Origin of the sequence: Streptococcus sp. Marseille-Q5112, from assembly GCF_916700555.1 — a bacterium.
Classification (GTDB): Bacteria; Bacillota; Bacilli; order Lactobacillales; family Streptococcaceae; genus Streptococcus; species Streptococcus symci.
In genome coordinates, this window is sequence record NZ_CAKAKP010000010.1 from 40,217 (window position 1) to 59,832 (window position 19,616).

Consider the following 19,616-nt stretch of genomic DNA (forward strand, 5'->3'; position numbering starts at 1 on the left):
CTAGAAGTTCCTATCTAATAGTTCTCTGTATATTTGAGCTACTTTTTCCAGAGAATAGCGAGAGGCTAAAGCTAGATTTTTTTCATTCGATAGATAAAAATCAAGCTCTTCCATCTCTTCTATCTTTTGAATCAACTCTGATTTGGTTTTGAACAAGTTGATGGCATTGGACTGGCTAGCATAGAAACGATGAGCAATCTCCACATCCGATAATAAGGCTAACAAACCTTGACTCAAGGCTTCAACACAGGCATTAGCAAATAACTCTGTGTAACTTGCAGACAGATAGCATTGGTGCAGATGATAAGGTACTTCGTCAACGATACCTTTAAAGCGAATGGTTGGCGGAAGATCATATTGATTCTGTAATTCTGCTAGACGTTCCTCTGAGCCACCATAAAAGGTAATCTGGGCCTTGGAGCCACGTTTGTAGAGTTCGATAAAAGCTTCAATGACAAGTTCAACGTTCTTGCCTTCTCCCATATGGCCCACTAAGCAATAGTCCAAAACAGGTCCGATTTTTCTTAGCTGACCTACTTTTTCTGTAAACATTGGTGGTAAAAACTTAGTGTCATACCCTTGTTTCGCCAAAGTATCAGTCAACACTTCACTGGCAACTAGATATTTGTTTGTCTTGCGCAGATTGGCGAGGCGTAAGTCTCGCATGATATTTTCATGGACGACTTCATAGTAATTTTTGTCCGTGTTTTCCATGTAACGCCAGAGGCTGGGTTTGGGAACGATTTGTTGGTCACGGATAAAGAGGTCGGTTTGCTGGGCCCATTTGGCTAAGAACTTCACTAACAAGTCCTCTTCAGAACGGATTTCTCCTCCTATGCGGTAGATGTATTCTGGGTAGAAGATAGTGACAGGAGAGGGTTCTTTGAAGGGATCGATAAAGCGTCCTTCCAGGGCCAGTTCTCCATTTTCATGATACCAACGAAGTTCCTTCTCCTTGAAATCTTCAAACAAGAAGGGACCCTTGGTGTAGTAATATCTCCCCGAGCCATCTCCTAAGGTAACTGAGGCCACAAAACCATCCTCATTGAGTTCAACCTGATCTCCATCTGCTAGCGTTAGACTTTCTGGTTTCACTGATAAGTCAGCATGGCCTATATCTGAAAAACTATGCGGGACGCAAAGCAGTTCCTTTTCTAAAAATCCTAATTTAACCAAGTCTTTCTTCCAGTCAGGACGAAGCTGAGGACTCGACATGAGGTGGACGTAGTCTAAACCTAGATGTCGTGCGATACGTGCTCGATAGACCTGGGTACTCTCAAAGCCATAGCGATGGATTTCCTTGACTGGATGGATAGTGACAATTCTCAACATGCTATACACTCTTTCTCTCTTATTTTCTACTTACAAAGGAAAAACCACCCTCACAAAAAGGTGAGGGTGGTTCATCCGTTACAATGCTTGGGGATTTCCTAGCAAGTTCCCCCTCAAAAGGACTTTATGCTATTCTATCACAAAGACTGACCATCTGCAAGATAGACTGGATTAGACAGGATAGCGTGGGGGAGTTTTCTTATTGTTTATAAATCGATTCTCTGAAATCATCTGTGCTACGTAGGTAGGCATTGTAGATTTTTTGTTTTAATAAGTGTACCCAGCTTGCAGGAGCATGGCTTGTCGTACGGTCAATGTTAGCCACATCTTTTGTCACTGCTTGATCGATGAGTTCTTGCATTTGGGCAGCTGAACGGATTGTAATCTCCTTGCTGCTGTTTGGTACACCAAGTTCATACTGAATAGTGATTGGTTTCAACTGGTCTTGCTTGCGAATACGTTTATTAAACATATCCTTCTTGAAATCAGCCCATGAACCATATTGGTTGGCAAAGACATTTTTCAAGACGAGACTATCAGTGATGAGGCCCACATCTTTCCTAAGCCAATCTGAATAGGTAATGTCCCCGTTTCGTTTAGCTTCTTCTGCATATTGGTTGGATACATATGGTAAGAACCCATCTTGATAACCTTTTTCTGCCAACAATTCGTAGGCTGTCTTTCTAAACATGATGTCACCAGGCGCACCCTTTGGATTACTGAGGGCAGCATAAATCGGTGAGAACATGCTGATCAGATGATAGCCATTACGAGTATAGTCGCTCTTATCACGGTAAGCCCGACGGTTGATGATATCATTGTCAATCAAGGCATCCAGACTGGTTAGTTTACTTACTTCAGCATCTGTCAATGGACGAACAGAGTTTCCAGCATGAGTTTGTTTATGGTACTTGTCCTCAATGTAGAAATTCTCTATTTTTCTAAACCATTTTTTCTTAACATCATTTGACTTAGTTAAAATGGCATTGGCTTCCATAGCATCCAAGGTATACAAGACATCGTACATACCGTGCACATACTCTTGCAAGGCTGCGGCTGATGTGAAGCGGCTTGTCGGATCATAAGTATGCAAGCGAGTTGGTGAATCCTTATCCCCTTTATAGAGAGTATTCAAGACAATAGCATCCTTATCTAAACTGTCAGCAGATTGCAACAGTCCTAAGGCATACAACTCTGCTCCCAATCCTTCACGACTACCTTTTCCTTCAAAGTAAATATGTCCGTCAGAATTATGAACCATTTCATGGGTATAGACTGATGTTCCGTATTTATCCAACAAGCGGTCGCTGACATAGTGGACCTCAGAACCGTTGGCATAGGCTCCAGCTCCTTTGCTTTCCCCATACCACTTACCAGTTGGTCCAAAGAAGTTGTAGATAGAATCAATAGCCTTATCAGACAGGGTAGCCCAGTAATAATTACTATTGCTATCTTTCATACCAAAGCCATCTGAAACCATGACTGAACGGAAGAGTTTTTCTTTGTATTCCGGTGAAAGGAGATGGTACCAGATATCGTAGTGGTCTCGTTGCCATTCAGCCGACTGGTCAACCTTAGCACGGACATACTGACGCAATTCTTCTCCTGATAAGACTGTATTATTAACACGGTCACGGTAGCGTTCGTAGCCACCAAAGGCCAAGGTAGAAAGATTTGAAATCACATAAACATCTTCTTCTGGCAATGTTAATAAAGGTAGGAGCATGTTTTTTAATTTCCAACTTGGTGCCGTAATACGGTCATAGACTCCCAGCATATACTTACTATCCGCTCTAGCTGACTCTTGTTTGGCACGCACTTCTGGAATTGCTGATTTACTCTCTACTATATAGGCCTTGGTATTCGTCTTCAACCATTCATTATTGGTTTTAGTTGGTAGGAAGAGTTTTCTGTAAGACTCTAGTAAATCCGTCACTGTCTTGCGACCTTTTGCAGGGGCCAGGGTTGTTTCATAGGCACTTGGATTATTTGATGCCTTGAGATTTTCCATACCGCTCTGACCTAGGGCAATGATGGTATCCAAGGTTGAAGCTGTGCTATTGCCATCAAAGTCAAACTTATAGGTATTGAGATCCTTGGTATTGATGTGATCATAGTTGATATTGTACCAGCGATTGAGGTAAGTCAAACCAAGCAAGAAAGCTTCCTTGTTGTTTTTGATTTTTTCGCTGATGTAGGTTGCTACACTATCTCCCATCGTATTGATAGACTTGTCCATGGCTAGCACTTTACGGAGATGTTCGCCGATATTAGCCTTAACTTTTTCGAATTCTTTGTCCAAGTATAGCGGATCAAGCGACGCATCTGCCTCAATGCCCAGAACTCTTCTCATGGCTGCTGAGTCATATTCGACCCCTTGCAAATCTGCTAGGACCTGATCGGTCACTTTCGTATAGTCAGATAAAAAGGCTTCTGGTGTAAAGATAAAGTTTTTACTTGCTACGCTGTACTCTGCAATTTGTGTATTTTTGAAATCTTCTTTGTAGGTGACATCTAGATAACTGATTGTATTATCAGCAAAATGCAACATCAGTTTATTGATCGTTGCTTTATTGGCCTGAATATCTGTGATGATGTCATTGTCCTTCATTGGTACAACATCCAGCAATTCTGTAGTATAAAGCTTATCCGTAGGATCAACTTGATTTCCATAGTGAACCACTAGCTCTTTATTATAGAAAGGCATCAATTTCTCAATATTGTGATAAGCAACTTTTCGACTAGCTTGACCTTGGCTTAACTGAGTATAGTCCACACTGTGCTGATTGGCCTTGAGTGTTTGACCTGTATCGTTTAGTGTCACTGTCATCCCATAAGACTGGACCTTTTCTCTGGCCTGGTCTTGGGTAATTGGGGTCGCATAGAGATCGGCCTTCTTGTTCTCAACAACAGTGCTAGCATCTTTGATGTCCGCTCCCCTGTACTGGTCTCCTGTGATAGCATAACCATCTCCAGCGTTGACCATGCTATCGACATGATGGATACGGCCATTTTGCCATGTAGAACCTGCTATACCTCCGACTCGAGGATAGGTTGTCGTATTGAGGATGGTTCCACTTGCTAGTGCATGAGAGACCAAAGCACCACTTTGAACTTTCCCTACAATACCTCCAGCAAATTGGTCATTGTTGCGGGCATTGCTAGAAATACTTGTATCAACAGCTACCTTATCAATCTTAGCCTTAGTACCAGATAAGAGCCCTGCTATACCTCCCACATAGTAAGGAGAAGCATCCGTATGCTTGGCCTGAATGCTACCTGTAAAGGAACTATTAGTAATTTCTGTATCCTGAGCCTTCGCTACCAAACCTGCAACTGACTTGCTACCTGTCAATTGACCTTCTACAGCTACATTACTAATCTGACTATTAGTAGCTACTTTTGCTAGGCTGGCTGTGTCATCTTGACTCTTAATCGCTACTGCTTTAAGGTCAATATCTTTCACAGTAGCCTTGGTCAAGTTATCAAACAAGGCTGTCTTAAGGTCATAAATCGCAAACGGCTTACCGTCACTCGCACCGATAAGATTACCAGTGAAAGTGCCTGTCACATAGCTGGTTTGTCCCTTTGCTAAGGCCACTTCATCAGCTGTCATATCAGCTCCAAGTTTAAAGGTTCCAGCGAGATTACCCTGCATGGCAGCAATCAGTTTCTTGAAGGAAGTATAGACACCGTCCTTGGCAAGCTTTTGCTTATCAACTGTGAAGCTATAGTTATCCTTGTATGCTGAATCTTTCTCTTGAACCAGTTCATTGAAGGCAACGGTTACCTTGTATTTCCCATCCTCTGTTTCCTTAATAGAGCTAACTGGTAGCAACATTTCTTTCATCTTATCTGATTTGACTTTGACAAAATAAGGTGACAAATCACTTGGTACTTCTGATAAATTCAGATAGCGACGGTAGTGACCATCTTCCTTACCATAGAGCCCCACTTCATCCACATCTTTGATTTCAATTTTCTTATAGTCCAATTGAAAATCTTTCGTTGATACTTCTGTATTTTCCTGATCAGATTGGCCTAGATTATAGGTCAGGTAAGTCTTAATTGTATAAGGAGTATAGTAGTCCAAACCATCAATCGTTTGCTGAACGGATAAATCTTTCAAATCCACTTCTTTAATCAGTGTTCCATTTTGAAAAATTTGGGCCTTGGCCTTAACAAAAGCAGACGTTTGGTCATCTAAGTGATAGGTGACTGCTACAGCTTTTTTGCTCTCATCTTTAACAAGATTGGTGATTTCAACTGTTGGTTTGGTTTTAACAAGACTGCCAACCTTGACAATCTCTTTGGTTGGTTCTACTTCTGTACGTGAGATTTCCTTGCTAGCTTCCACCTTACCATCTACGAGATAATCTTCATACTCGATTGTCCGTAAACCGTCTTTTCCTTCCTGAGCAATTTCTCGATGATTTTTTAAGATAGTCGCATCTTCAATTTCTTCAGTTTCATGAGGAATGGTTTCTGTTACTGTACGATGATTGCTTGTCAAAGGCAGTTCAGGAAGAGTCTCTACTACAGCAGCCTCACCCTCGTGACCCGACTCTTGGGTACCTTGAGTGCTGATTGGATCTGTATACGCTGGTTGAACTGGTTGAACTAGAGCCTCACCATCATGACCTGACTCTTGTGTGCCTTTAGTGCTAACGGGTTCTGTATAAGACGGTTGTGCTGGTTGAACTAGAGCCTCGCCCTCATGACCTGACTCTTGTGTACCTTGGGTGCTAACGGGTTCTGTATAAGTCGGTTGAACGGGTTGAACTAGGGCATCGCCCTCATGACCCGACTCTTGTGTGCCCTTACTGCTAACAACTTCTGTAGACTCTGGCACTGTTGGCTCAACTGGAGCTCCCTCCTGAGGACCTGTGTAAACTGGTAGTTCTGATTGAACCAGGGATTCGCCTTCATGACCTGACTCTTGTGTGCCTTGGGTACTAATTGGAGCTGTGTAAGATGGCTGAACGGGTTGAACTAAGGCATCGCCCTCATGACCGGGCTCTTGCGTGCCCTTACTGCTAACAACTTCTGTAGACTCTGGCACTGTTGGCTCAACTGGAGCTCCCTCCTGAGGACCTGTGTAAACTGGTAGTTCTGATTGAACCAGGGATTCGCCTTCATGACCTGACTCTTGCGTACCTTGGGTACTAATTGGGGCTGTGTACGCTGGTTGCGTTGGTTGAACTAGGGCATCGCCCTCATGACCCGGCTCTTGGCTCCCCTTTGCTTGCACTACAGTTTCATTGTTTTTTTGTAGTTGAGGCTCTATAGGAGAAGGTGTTCCTCCTTGTTGTTCCTCTATCGTTAAGCTATCTACATTTTCTAAGTTAGACTTGCTGTCATGCGCCTTCTGTTTATCTGATTGCTTAACAACGTCTACTTTATTTTTCACATATCCAATGTATGTATAACCAGGAATATCAACCGGAGCTGGCAAAGCATCTCCTGCTTGAACAGATAGTTGAGTGTTGTAGGCAGCTAGTGTTTCGTTAGTCAAGGCAAGGACAGTTGGAGACAGCAACTGGCTTCCTAGACTGGTTACTAACAAGAATCGACTAATCTTGCTCTTGCCATCACGTCCCTTAAGAACCACTACGACCAGCAAACTAAGGCCTGCCACTAAGGCAGCAGTTCCTAGAGAAGAGCTAGCTCCTGTGTTGGGTAGTACTTGATTTGCTCGATAAACAAGATAGTAGGTAGCATCTGTTTCTTCCGCTACTTGTGGTAGGGATGTAACTAAGAGAGTCTTCTCTTCATCAGTCAAATCCGACTCTAAAACATAAGTATAATTAACGGCATGAGATTCTTGGGCAGATACAGTCTGTAGGCCAGTTCCCATCAAAAAGAAACACGCAACTGCTACAGATACAAGGCCAACTGCCAATTTTCTCAATGAGAAATTCTGTCTTTTTTCTCCACTAGTTTTGAAATTCATATTCCCCTCTTTTTACATTTTTAAATTAGTATATTAATTTATAGCAAAATATACAACTCTTCCCATTATACATCAACTTTTTAAAAGATTCTAGGGATAGATATGCAAATAAGGGAATAATAAAAGGCATTCCTAAAATTAGATACCTAACTTCTGGAACACCTATCATATTTCTAAATTTTTATTTCACAACAAGCTCATAACGTGTCTTGCTTGTAAAGGTTTGACCGGCTTTAAGAATAACTTTGTCTTTGAGGTCGCTATGAATGGCATCTGGTAAAGCCTGCGCTTCAAGGGCAATCCCATTGTGCTGTACCATTGGCTGACCTCCTATGATGACACTCTCATCCACAAAGTTTGCTGTGTAGACTACAAAGCATGGAGCCTCTGTCTTGAAAAGCAGGAAGCGACCTGAATTTTGGTCATAAAGGAAACCAGCATTGTCATGACCTGCAGGAAGGGCAAATGGATGATCCAAACCAGATACCAGTTGGATTTGCTCATCATCCTCTGCAAAGATGTCTTTCAACAAGGCACCATTGTAGATGTGTTTAACCACATCACGATTAGCATCTGGAGTTTTAGCCGGAACACCGTCGGGAGCGATTGGATAAATGCCCTCTGTGTTTAGTTGGAAGACATGGCGGTCAATTGTCTGTGTGAAATCACCAGACAAGTTGAAGTAGCTGTGATTGGTTGGATTAACCAGCGTATCCTGATCTGTCGTTACCTTGTAGCTGATTTCATAGGCACCAGTTTCTTCCAAGTGATAACTGATCCAAATCTTGAGATTTCCAGGAAATCCTCCTGTCCCATCTGTACGCTCTATGTAGAGGGTCAAACCATGGTCGCTCACTTCAACTAGTTCAAACAAGCTAGAATCCCAACCAGTTGAACCACTATGGTTACAGTTGCTAGCATTGTTGACTTCAAGGTCATAGTTCTTGCCATTAAGCTCAAAGGTCGCACCTGCAATACGGCCTGCCACAGGACCTACGCTAGCTCCATGCTTGGGGCTATTGCCTACATAGCTATCAAAATCATCAAAACCCAAGATAACATTGGCAAAATTTCCAGCCTTGTCAGGTGTGACATAGCGCAAGATAGTCGCACCATAAGTCATAACCTCAAGCTGGTAGCCACCGTCCGTCTCAAAGCGATAGGCCAAGACATCCTTGCCCTCAACATTTCCAAATACACGCTCTGTGTATGCTTTCATTCTCTTCTCCTTTTTCTATTTCTCTCAATCAAACAAACCATAGAAAGCGAATTGACAATCTATGGTTTACTTGTATGATTTACAAACCCCTTTATCAAGAATCTATAAACGCAGTATTACTTTTGATATTCGTGGATGATAACACCTTGTACCACACGGTTTACTGTACCTGTAGGAGACGGTGTATCTGGTTTATTTTCTACCTTGAGTGAAGTCAATAGGGCAAAGAGTTGGGCATAAACGATGTAAGGGAAGACACGGTAAATATCGTTCAAGACACCGCCACAACCAAGGGCCACTTCTTTGACATTTTCAAGACCAAAGGCTTGATCACTCAAAAGCACAACACGACGAGCAATCTGGTCACCAGCAACTTCACGAACCAAGTCCAAGTCGTACTTACGAGTGTAGTCTGTCGTTGTACCAAAGACCAAAACAACTGTATCTTCGTTAATAAGAGATTTTGGACCGTGACGGAAGCCAACTGGGCTTTCATACATGGTCGCAACTTGACCAGCTGTCAATTCCAAAATCTTGAGCTGAGCTTCATGAGCAAGGCCAAAGAAAGGACCAGCGCCAAGGTAGATAACACGGTTAAAGTCTAAATCAACAAGCTCTTTGACATCTTCTGCATTGTCTAGAATTTTACGGGCAAGACTAGATACAACTTCAAAACGTTCAGCTTTAACAGCAAATTCTGTAGGATCAAAGACCAAGAGAGCTGTCAACATCATAGATGTAAAGCTAGAAGTCATAGCAAATCCAGCATCATTAGAGGCAGCTGGTTGCAAAAGCAAGAGATTGCGGTCATCTCCATGAGCTTGAAGAGCCAATTTCCCATCTGCAGCACAAGTAATCGTCACTTGATAAAGCTCATCCACCAAGGCTTTGGCCAAATCAACAGTCGCCACACTTTCAGGTGAGTTCCCACTACGAGCAAAAGACACAAGGACAGTTGCCACATCTTTTTTCAAATAAGTTTCTGGATTGGCAACGATATCAGTTGTCGCAATAGCATTGAAATTCCATTTGCGTTCGTCATAGACTTCCTTAAAGTAAGGTACCAAGGTATCTCCTACATAAGCAGAAGTCCCTGCACCTGTCAAGATAACCTTGATATAGTCATGTTTATCAGCAATCCCTTGTAGGAAGGCTGCAATTTCTTCACGTTTTGCTTGATAAGATTCAAAAGCTTCTTTCCATACATCAGGCTGTTGGTAGATTTCACGTGTAGTGATTTCTGCACCCAATTCGAGCAAGTCTTCTTTTGTATAATGTAGCATTGAGTTCCTCTTTTTCTATTAAAGATGGGAATGGGAGTAAGCCCCATTCCCATGTATATTCTATATAAAATGCTCTAACAATTTTCACGTTGTCACATCTTATTCATCTTCGTCATCATCGAAGCCCGCTAAGAGGTCATTGACTTTCACAATACTTTCTGCAGCACGGTTCTTATAGTCCGCATCTGCGCCTGTAAGGCTCGCATTGATAAATTCAATCACCATTGGCAGATTCATCCCTGCGTAAAGTTCGATGTCACGACCTTCCATGATCAAACGGCTGACCACGTTACATGGTGTTCCACCGAGAAGATCCGCAAAGACTAGGAAATCATCCAAACCTTCAATAGCTGCTTCAAATTTTGCAGTAAATTCTTCTGGACCATCTTCTGGAAGAAGAGCTACAGCATGAATATTTTCTTGTGGACCCATAATCATTTCTGTGCTACCTTTAAGTTCTTCACAGAAGCGACCATGACTCACCAAAATTAATGATTTAACCATAAATTATGCGCCCATTCCAAGTAAGAATTTACCGATGAATGAAAGACCTAATGCAAGAGCAATGATGATACCAATTGCTTTTGTAGAGTTCATACCTTTCTTACCAAGCAACCAGAAGATAAAGGCAGTAAAGATTGCTGGAAGCAAGCGTGGGAAGATTGAGTTCAAGATGTCTTGGAAGTCAATCATCTTTTCACCGATTGGCAATTTATAAGAAACTTCAAAGTTGATCATTGTTGCTACAAGAGCACCCATCATGAAGACACCAAGTACAGATGCAGCGTCAATCAAGGCTGTCAAAGTACTTTGCATGTTGTTGATAAGGTTAACCCCTTCTTTGTAAGCAAATTCCAACTGTTTCCAACGGAAGATGTCATACGCTGCTGCAACTGCGATCCAAAGGAAGATACCCCAAGGTTGGCCAGCGATAGCCATAGTTGCTGCGATAGATCCCATGATAGCAGGTACAAGTGAACCAAAGATAGTATCTCCAAGAGGAGCGAATGGTCCCATCAAACCTGTCTTGATACCGTTAACGGCATCTTTTGAACCTACACCATCTTTTTCTTCCATGGCAAGGTCAAAACCAGCGATAATTGTGTGGAAGAATGGTGAAGTATTGAAGAATTGAGTATGAACTTTCATCATTTCTTTCAATTCAGGAGTTCCATCCCCATACATTTTACGCAATTGAGGCAAGATCATGTAAAGGTAGCCAGAAGCTTGCATACGTTCATAGTTCCAACCTAATTGGAAAGTAAACAAGCTACGTTTGTTGATTTGATTAAAATCTTCTTTTGTAAGTTTGTAATTAGAATTCGTCATCTTCGATTTCCCCACTTTCTGATGGTGTAGAAGGTGCTGCTACAGCTACTTTTTGGCTATTTTTGAAGTGAAGCACTGCTAGGAAGATACCTACGATAGAGATACCAATCATAGACAATCCTTTGAAGTTGTTCACGAAACCAATTTTTTCAGCAACATCTTTAGGTAGAGTACCGATAATACCTGCAACAGCGCCACCAAGACCTGTTACATATGAGTAAAGAACAGTCAACATTGCTGTCAAACCAAATCCCATTGCAAGGTAGTGAAGGTTACGTTTAACTGGAAGGTAACGAAGCAAGATTGCAAATCCAAGACCTGGAAGCATACGTCCTGCAAGTGTCAAGCCATCTGCAACCCATTTGTAGGCTTCAACGAAGTCTACCACTGATTGTACGAAGGCACCACCAAAAGCAAGGGCAAAGAAGACTGGAAGGGCACGAGATAGAGCCCAAGGAATCGCACCAAGCAAGTAGTTGCGTTCAATACCTTTATAGTCAAAGCGTTCGATTGCAGCATCCACACGGTGAGCGAAGAAAGTAGTTGTCATACGTCCAAGAACGTCGAAGTAAGTCAAGAGAGCTGCTACTGGCACAGCGATTGTTGTAATCGCAAGTGATGCATCAATTCCTTGTGAAACAGAGAAGGCTGTCGCAAGAACCGCACCAGAAGTTGCGTCGATACGAGAAGCACCACCGAAGGTACCAACCCCAAGAACGAACAGTTGCAAGTTACCACCGATAAGCAGACCAGTAGTCACATCTCCCATAATTAAACCAGTAATGAAACCAGCAAATACAGGGGAACCTGCAGATGAAACGATCGTCAACTCATCACAGATTTGATAAGCTGAGTACAAAGTGAGAAGTAAAATTTGCCACCATTGTATCATAACAATGACCTCCTAAAAATTTTTTCCTATTTTAATAAGCTCAAAAAGTCTGAAATTGGATCATTTGGAACCATTTGAGCAGTAAGTTTAACACCTTTTTCTGCCAATTTGTGGAAATCTTCCACATCCTTGTCCACTACGTTGATAGAACGTGTGATGGCACGAGTTTCTGGTGTTTGAGACATATTCCCAACATTGAGGGTTTCCAGTGGTACACCTGCTTCGACCAAGCCAAGGAAGCGGTCTGGTTTACGAGCCACGATAAAGAGACGTTGGCTATCGTATTTTCCAGCAAGAATATTGGCTGCCGCTTTCTCAATTGGCAAAATACTCAATTTTACACCTGGTGGTGTCGCTAGTTTCAAACCACTCTTTTCAACGTCGTTGTTGACAACTTCGTCATCTACAACCATAATACGTGAAACATTTAGTTTTCCAGCCCAAAGATTGGCTACTTGTCCGTGGATCAAACGTCCATCGATACGGCATCCTACAATTGTCATAAGTTTTCCCCCTTTATGTGTTTTAGTGTAGGTTTACGAGTTAAATAAATCTCTTCTTTATATTCACCTTCTGTTTCAAAGATAATGATGCGGTTATCACCTTCCTTGAGATAGCTATGAGGGATATAAAGCGAGAGGGTTGGGCCGACGTTCCAAAAACGTCCTAGATTCTGCCCATTGACAAAGGCAACTCCCTTACCAAACTCAGACAAGTCTAGGTAAGTATCCTTTGGCGCTTCGATTGTAAAATCATAAGCATAAAAGGCTGGTTGCTTTTCTGTCCATCCTTTTGAAAAATCAATTTTCTCAGGATTATCCAGTGGGAGTGGATAGTGTTTCCAGTTTAATAAGAAGTGCAAATCCTTACAAACCCCTGTCCGAATTCCCTTACGTTGCGTATCTGCTAAGAACTTATGTCCATAGTTGACACGCCCCATATTTTCTACCAAGATATCTATCCTAGATAGCGCTTTCTTTTTACCTTGATAAAAAATATCTTCCCCAATCTCTGTCTGATATTGGGTTTCTACCCACTGACCATCGACATAAAGCTGAGCCCTATCTCGACCGTCAATGATACGAAGTCTTTCTTCTTCTGCATCCCAGTTTGTTTCTGTTCGATAGAGTAGATAGCCATAGCTTTGTCCCAACTCCTCCATCTTTTTAGGATAGAGGCTTTCTACTGGACTAGATAAGCTATCCAAGGTTTCAAACAAGGAAACTTTTTCAACTAGTGGAATAGCATCCAACTCCATACTCTCTTTGTAGAGTGGTTCCAACTGCGGATACTCTGGAAAATGTGTTGCCATCATCTTCTTGACTGCCAGATATTTGGCAGTTGGATTTCCTTCTTCATCTAGAAGGGCATCGTAATCATAAGATGTAACTTGTGGCAAATCCAAGGTTCCTCTAGCCGAGCAACCATTCATGAAGCCAAAGTTTGTACCACCGTGGAACATGTAAAGATTGATGGAGCCTTGTTCCAAAACCTCTCGAACAGCTTCTGCCAATTCTTTGGGATCCCGTGTGATAATCGGTTCCTTCCAACGATTGAACCAGCCATCCCAGAACTCCATACACATGAGTGGCCATTTCTTGCCATGTTCATCAAAGAATTCCTGCATCTGTGAAAAATTGTACGGAGCTTTAGAACCAAAGTTTCCTGTTACAAAGAGGTCATCTTCGATTAAGGTTCCAGCTTTCAGAGTAGCTCTCCATGGACCATCTGATGTAAAGAGAGGACAGGTTACGCCACGCTCTTCCATCAACTGTCGAATTGTTCTCAGATAAGCCTTATCTTCTCCATAAGAACCATACTCATTTTCAACCTGCATCATGAGGATATTGCCACCATTGTCCAACAAATGTGGCACCAACTGTGACAAGAGCTGGTCATAGTAGCGACCGACAGCTTCAATATAAGCAGGATCTGAGGAACGAAGTCTCATATTCTTTGTTAAGAGCCAGGCTGGTAAGCCACCGAATTCCCACTCCGCACAGATGAAGGGAGAGGGACGAACGATAGCGTAGAGACCCAAATCTTGTGCTGTCTCAAGAAATCGCTTCAAATCCAGAGCTCCTTCAAAGTGAAACTCACCCTCACGAGGCTCGTGTAAATTCCAGGCCACATAAGTCTCTACTGTATTAAAACCAAGAGCCTTCAAGTTATAGAGCGAATGATACCAATCTTCTGGAGGAACCCTAAAATAATGAATGGCGCCAGATAAAATCTTAAATGATTTTCCATCGAGATAAAAATCATCTCGTATCTCAAATCGTGTCATGTTCTTACCTTCTGACAACTAAAGTTTACGCTTTCATTTGTTGATATAGTAAATATATCTCAATATCTTGCATTTGTCAATAGGTTTTCACAATTTTTTTCATTTTTCACTAAATTTTACACAAAAAACTTATAAAAATCTCGTAATCTATAGTCATAACAACATTTTAGCACCATGTATAAAAATGTAGATTTTTCTATTTATTCCTATGTAAATTAACCTTATAGCCTATTATTCTAATTTTTTTATTCAAAAGGCTACTATTCTTTCCAGTTTTATGGTAAAATCTTTAACGGAGAAGGAAAATCGAGGTGAAAATATGGCAATTCCAAAGTATCAATATATTAAAGATGAGTTAAAGAACAAAATCATTTCTGGTCAATTTGCCAGTGGAGATAAATTCTACACTGAAGCTGAATTGATTGCAATGTATGATGTGAGTTCTATCACAGTTGTCCGCGCCTTAAACGACCTTGCCAAGGATGGCTATATTGTCCGTCAACAAGGAAAGGGTACATTCGTTTCACGCGCACGCAAACATAAACTCGTAGAGTTTTCAGATGTAGAAGTTTTTGAAACTAAAGATGATAAAGTTACCGTCCTTTCTATTGAGCGTGGAAACAAACTAAGCTACTTAGAAAAACTCGGACTACGCGGAGATCAGTTCTACTACAAGATTGAACGCGTTCGCGAAACAGGTGGTGTTGTTTACATCTACCATACATCTTACATTCCAGAACAATACATCAACGCAAATTATCCAAATCTTGAATATTATAGCTCTATCTATAACCGTTTCAAATTGGATTACCACATTCACATGAATGATGAACATTTTGAAGAAATCAATGAAATAGCATTTCCAACTCCAGAACATGCGGCTTCGGTCCTCGGAGTCGATGAACAATTCCCAACCGTTTTACAAACCAAGACTACTAAACTAGAGTCTACTGGTCAAGTTCTCGCATTCAGCGAAACATACAAACGAGCGGATTACTACAAAATCAAATTCATTTCATGTGACCGTGATCACTAAGAAGAAAGCCTGAGCCTAAACGCTTGGGCTTTTTCTATACTTATTATACCACACCAAAAAGGTAGCGCTTACCTATTTTTGGAAGATTCTATAATTTGTGGAGTATTTTATAGAAATAGAACCAAAAAGATTCTACTAGATATATATATGTATCTTTTCCGACCAATCTGAAATCTTAAGTTTAAATTTTATATTTTTTTATACTTATTATAGTTTTTTGTCATCTCCTCTTGACTCTCGTTAATATAAGAAATAAAATAAAGGTGTTGATTTATGTAAACGCTATCAATATAACAATGCAATCAGGAGGTTTTGCAATGAAACATGAAAAACAACAGCGTTTTTCTATTCGTAAATACGCTGTAGGAGCAGCTTCTGTTCTAATTGGATTCGCCTTCCAAGCACAGACTGTTACAGCCGATGGAGTTACTCCTACTACTACAGAAAACCAACCGACCATCCATACGGTTTCTGATTCCCCTCAATCATCCGAAAATCGGACTGAGGAAACACCTAAAGCAGAGCTTCAACCAGAAGCTCCAAAAACTGTAGAAACAGAAATTCCAGCTGCTGATAAGGTAGCTAGTCTTCCAAAAACAGAAGAAAAACCACAAGAGGAAGTTAGTTCAACTCCTAGTGATAAAGAAGAAGTGGTAACTCCAACTTCTGCTGAAAAAGAAACTGCTAATAAAAAGGCAGAAGAAGCTAGCCCTAAGAAAGAGGCTGATTCTAAAGAGTCAAATACTGACAAGACTGACAAGGATAAACCAGCTAAAAAAGATGTAGCGAAAGCAGAGGCTGACAAACCGGCAACAGAGGCAGGAAAGGAACGTGCTACAACTGTAAATGAAAAACTAGCTAAAAAGAAAATTGTTTCTATTGATGCTGGACGTAAATATTTCTCACCAGAACAACTCAAGGAAATCATTGACAAAGCGAAACATTATGGCTACACTGATTTACACCTATTAGTTGGAAATGATGGGCTCCGCTTCATGTTGGACGATATGAGCATCACAGCTAACGGCAAGACCTATGCCAGTGACGATGTCAAACGTGCCATTGAAAAAGGTACAAATGATTATTACAACGATCCAAACGGCAATCACTTAACAGAAAGTCAAATGACAGATTTGATTAACTATGCCAAAGATAAAGGTATCGGTCTCATTCCAACAGTAAATAGTCCTGGTCACATGGATGCAATCCTCAATGCCATGAAAGAATTGGGAATCCAAAACCCTAACTTTAACTATTTTGGGAAGGAATCAGCCCGTACTGTCGATCTTGACAACGAACAAGCAGTCGCTTTTACAAAAGCCCTTATCGATAAATATGCTGCTTATTTCGCGAAAAAGACTGAAATCTTCAACATCGGACTGGATGAATATGCCAATGATGCAACAAACGCTAAAGGTTGGAGCGTTCTTCAAGCTGATAAATACTATCCAAACGAAGGCTACCCTGTAAAAGGATATGAAAAATTTATTGCCTACGCCAATGACCTAGCTCGTATTGTAAAATCACACGGTCTAAAACCAATGGCCTTCAATGATGGTATTTACTACAATAGTGATACTAGCTTCGGAACTTTTGACAAAGATATCATCGTTTCAATGTGGACTGGTGGTTGGGGAGGTTACGACGTCGCTTCTTCTAAACTTCTAGTAGAAAAAGGTCACCAAATCCTAAACACTAACGATGCTTGGTACTATGTTCTTGGGCGAAATGCAGATGGCCAAGGTTGGTACAATCTCGATCAGGGGCTCAATGGTATTAAAAACACACCAATCACTTCTGTACCAAAAACAGAAGGAGCTGATATCCCAATCATCGGTGGTATGGTAGCTGCTTGGGCTGACACTCCATCTGCACGTTATTCACCATCACGACTCTTCAAACTCATGCGGCAATTCGCAAATTCTAACGCTGAATACTTCGCAGCTGATTATGAGTCTGCAGAAAAAGCACTTAACGAGGTACCAAAAGACCTTAACCGTTATACTGCAGAAAGTGTCGCAGCGGTTAACGAAGCGGCAAAAGCCATCCGTTCACTTGATAGCAACCTCAGCCGTGCCCAACAAGACACGATTGACCAAGCAATTGCAAAACTTCAAGAAGCAGTCAGCAATTTGACCTTCACACCAGAAGCTCAAAAAGAAGAAGAAGCTAAACGTGAGGTTGAAAAACTTGCCAAAAACAAGGTAATCTCAATCGATGCTGGACGCAAATACTTTACTCTGGACCAGCTCAAACGCATCGTAGATAAGGCCAGTGAGCTCGGATATTCTGATGTTCATCTCCTTCTAGGAAATGACGGACTTCGATTCTTACTCGATGATATGACCATTACTGCCAACGGAAAAACCTATGCTAGTGATGACGTTAAAAAAGCTATTATCGAAGGAACTAAAGCTTACTACGACGATCCAAACGGCACTGCACTAACACAGGCAGAAGTGACAGAACTAATTGAATACGCTAAATCTAAGGGCATCGGTCTCATCCCAGCTATTAACAGTCCAGGTCACATGGATGCTATGCTGGTTGCCATGGAAAAATTGGGTATTAAAAATCCTCAAGCCCACTTTGACAAAGTCTCCAAAACAACTATGGACTTGAGAAACGAAGAAGCGATGAACTTTGTAAAAGCCCTCATCGGTAAATACATGGACTTCTTTGCAGGAAAAACAAAGATTTTCAACTATGGTACAGATGAGTATGCCAATGATGCGACAAACGCTCAAGGTTGGTACTACCTCAAATGGTATGGACTCTATAACAAGTTCGCAGACTATTCTAACAGCCTTGCTGCTATGGCTAAGGAAAGAGGGCTACAACCAATGGCCTTCAACGATGGCTTCTATTATGAGGACAAGGACGATGTTCAGTTTGACAAAGATGTCTTGATTTCTTACTGGTCTAAAGGCTGGTGGGGCTACAACCTCGCATCACCTCAATACCTAGCAAGCAAGGGTTATAAGTTCTTGAATACCAACGGTGACTGGTACTACATTCTCGGTCAAAAACCAGAAGATGGTGGTGGTTTCCTCAAGAAAGCTATTGAGAATACTGGAAAAACACCATTCAATCAACTAGCTTCTACCAAATATCCTGAAGTAGACCTTCCAACAGTCGGAAGTATGCTTGCTATCTGGGCAGATAGACCAAGCGCTGAGTACAAGGAGGAAGAAATCTTTGAACTTATGACTGCCTTTGCAGATCACAACAAAGACTACTTCCGTGCTAATTATAATGCCCTCCGCGAAGAATTAGCTAAAACTCCTACAAACTTAGAAGGATATAGTAAAGAAAGTCTTGAGGCCCTTGACGCAGCTAAAACAGCTCTAAATTACAACCTCAACCGTAATAAACAAGCTGAGCTTGACACACTTGTAGCCAACCTAAAAGCCGCTCGCTTAGGTCTTAAACCAGCTGCAACTCATTCAGGAAGCCTGGATGAAAATGAAGTGGCTGCCAATGTTGAAACCAGTCCAGAACTCATCACAAGAACTGAAGAAATTCCATTTGAAGTTATCAAGAAAGAAAATCCTAACCTCCCAGCTGGTCAGGAAAATATTATTACAGCAGGAGTCAAAGGTGAACGAACTCATTACATCTCTGTACTCACTGAAAATGGAAAAACAACAGAAACAGTCCTTGATAGCCAGGTAACCAAAGAAGTTGTAAACCAAGTGGTTGAAGTCGGCGCTCCTGTAACTCACAAGGGTGATGAAAGTGGTCTTGCACCAACTACTGAGGTAAAACCTAGACTGGATATCCAAGAAGAAGAAATTCCATTTACCACAGTGACTCGTGAAAATCCACTCTTGCTCAAAGGAAAAACACAAGTCATTACTAAAGGTGTCAACGGGCACCGTACAAACTTCTACTCTGTGAGTACTGTTGATGGCAAGGAAGTGAAAGCACTTGTAAATAGTGTCGTAGCACAGGAAGCTGTTACTCAAATAGTCGAAGTCGGAACTATGGTAACACATGTAGGCGATGAAAACGGACAAGCCGCTATTGCTGAAGAAAAACCAAAACTAGAAATCCCAAGCCAACCAGCTCCAGCAACTGCTCCTGCTGAGGAAAACAAAGCTCTTCCTCAAGGTCCAGCTCCTGTGGCAACAGAGAAAAAACTTCCTGAAACAGGAAGTCACGATTCTGCAGGACTAGTAGTCGCAGGACTCATGGCCACACTAACAGCCTATGGACTCACTAAAAGAAAAGAAGACTAAGTCTTTTCGATAAACAATAAACAGCGAGATTGAAGCTCGCTGTT

11 protein-coding genes are annotated in these 19,616 nt (G+C 41.6%); 2 read left to right on the top strand and 9 right to left on the bottom strand.

Annotated elements, in window-relative coordinates; all coding sequences use genetic code 11:
• The 9 genes from LG372_RS07450 to LG372_RS07490 all read right to left on the bottom strand — a co-directional run bounded on the left by LG372_RS07450 (position 1) and on the right by LG372_RS07490 (position 14,295).
• Entirely contained in the window at positions 1–1,332 is a 1,332-nt protein-coding gene (locus LG372_RS07450) for a glycosyltransferase (protein ID WP_225742499.1), read from the bottom strand.
• A gap of 199 nt (positions 1,333–1,531) precedes the next feature.
• The gene (locus LG372_RS07455) at positions 1,532–7,285 is read right to left on the bottom strand and encodes a ZmpA/ZmpB/ZmpC family metallo-endopeptidase (RefSeq protein ID WP_225742500.1); all 5,754 of its coding nucleotides are present in this window, start codon (positions 7,283–7,285) and stop codon (positions 1,532–1,534) included.
• A gap of 181 nt (positions 7,286–7,466) precedes the next feature.
• Complete coding sequence (locus LG372_RS07460; protein WP_049491990.1) at positions 7,467–8,504, bottom strand: aldose epimerase family protein; 1,038 nt, start codon at positions 8,502–8,504, stop codon at positions 7,467–7,469.
• A 116-nt stretch (positions 8,505–8,620) separates the two neighbouring features.
• Positions 8,621–9,787, bottom strand: a complete 1,167-nt coding sequence (locus LG372_RS07465) for an SIS domain-containing protein (RefSeq protein WP_153193704.1) — start codon at positions 9,785–9,787, stop codon at positions 8,621–8,623.
• A gap of 99 nt (positions 9,788–9,886) precedes the next feature.
• Positions 9,887–10,291, bottom strand: a complete 405-nt coding sequence (locus LG372_RS07470; protein ID WP_125410088.1) for a PTS sugar transporter subunit IIA — start codon at positions 10,289–10,291, stop codon at positions 9,887–9,889.
• 3 nt (positions 10,292–10,294) lie between these two features.
• Positions 10,295–11,116: a PTS system mannose/fructose/sorbose family transporter subunit IID gene (locus LG372_RS07475; RefSeq protein WP_225742501.1), complete on the bottom strand. Its 822-nt coding sequence runs from the start codon at positions 11,114–11,116 to the stop codon at positions 10,295–10,297.
• Complete coding sequence (locus tag LG372_RS07480) at positions 11,103–12,008, bottom strand: PTS mannose/fructose/sorbose/N-acetylgalactosamine transporter subunit IIC (protein WP_000617009.1); 906 nt, start codon at positions 12,006–12,008, stop codon at positions 11,103–11,105. The genes LG372_RS07475 and LG372_RS07480 overlap by 14 nt, the downstream gene beginning before the upstream one ends.
• A gap of 26 nt (positions 12,009–12,034) precedes the next feature.
• Complete coding sequence (locus LG372_RS07485) at positions 12,035–12,511, bottom strand: PTS sugar transporter subunit IIB (protein WP_000156970.1); 477 nt, start codon at positions 12,509–12,511, stop codon at positions 12,035–12,037.
• Complete coding sequence (locus LG372_RS07490) at positions 12,508–14,295, bottom strand: glycoside hydrolase family 35 protein (RefSeq protein WP_225742502.1); 1,788 nt, start codon at positions 14,293–14,295, stop codon at positions 12,508–12,510. Before LG372_RS07490 ends, LG372_RS07485 begins: the two co-directional genes overlap by 4 nt.
• 319 nt (positions 14,296–14,614) lie before the next feature.
• Here LG372_RS07490 and LG372_RS07495 point away from each other — a divergent pair, with 319 nt between their 5' ends.
• Positions 14,615–15,331: a GntR family transcriptional regulator gene (locus LG372_RS07495; protein WP_042749780.1), complete on the top strand. Its 717-nt coding sequence runs from the start codon at positions 14,615–14,617 to the stop codon at positions 15,329–15,331.
• 317 nt (positions 15,332–15,648) lie between these two features.
• Positions 15,649–19,572 (top strand): LPXTG-anchored beta-N-acetylhexosaminidase StrH, encoded by a 3,924-nt coding sequence (gene strH / locus LG372_RS07500; protein WP_225742503.1) that lies wholly within the window; start codon positions 15,649–15,651, stop codon positions 19,570–19,572.
• Positions 19,573–19,616: the final 44 nt, after the last annotated feature.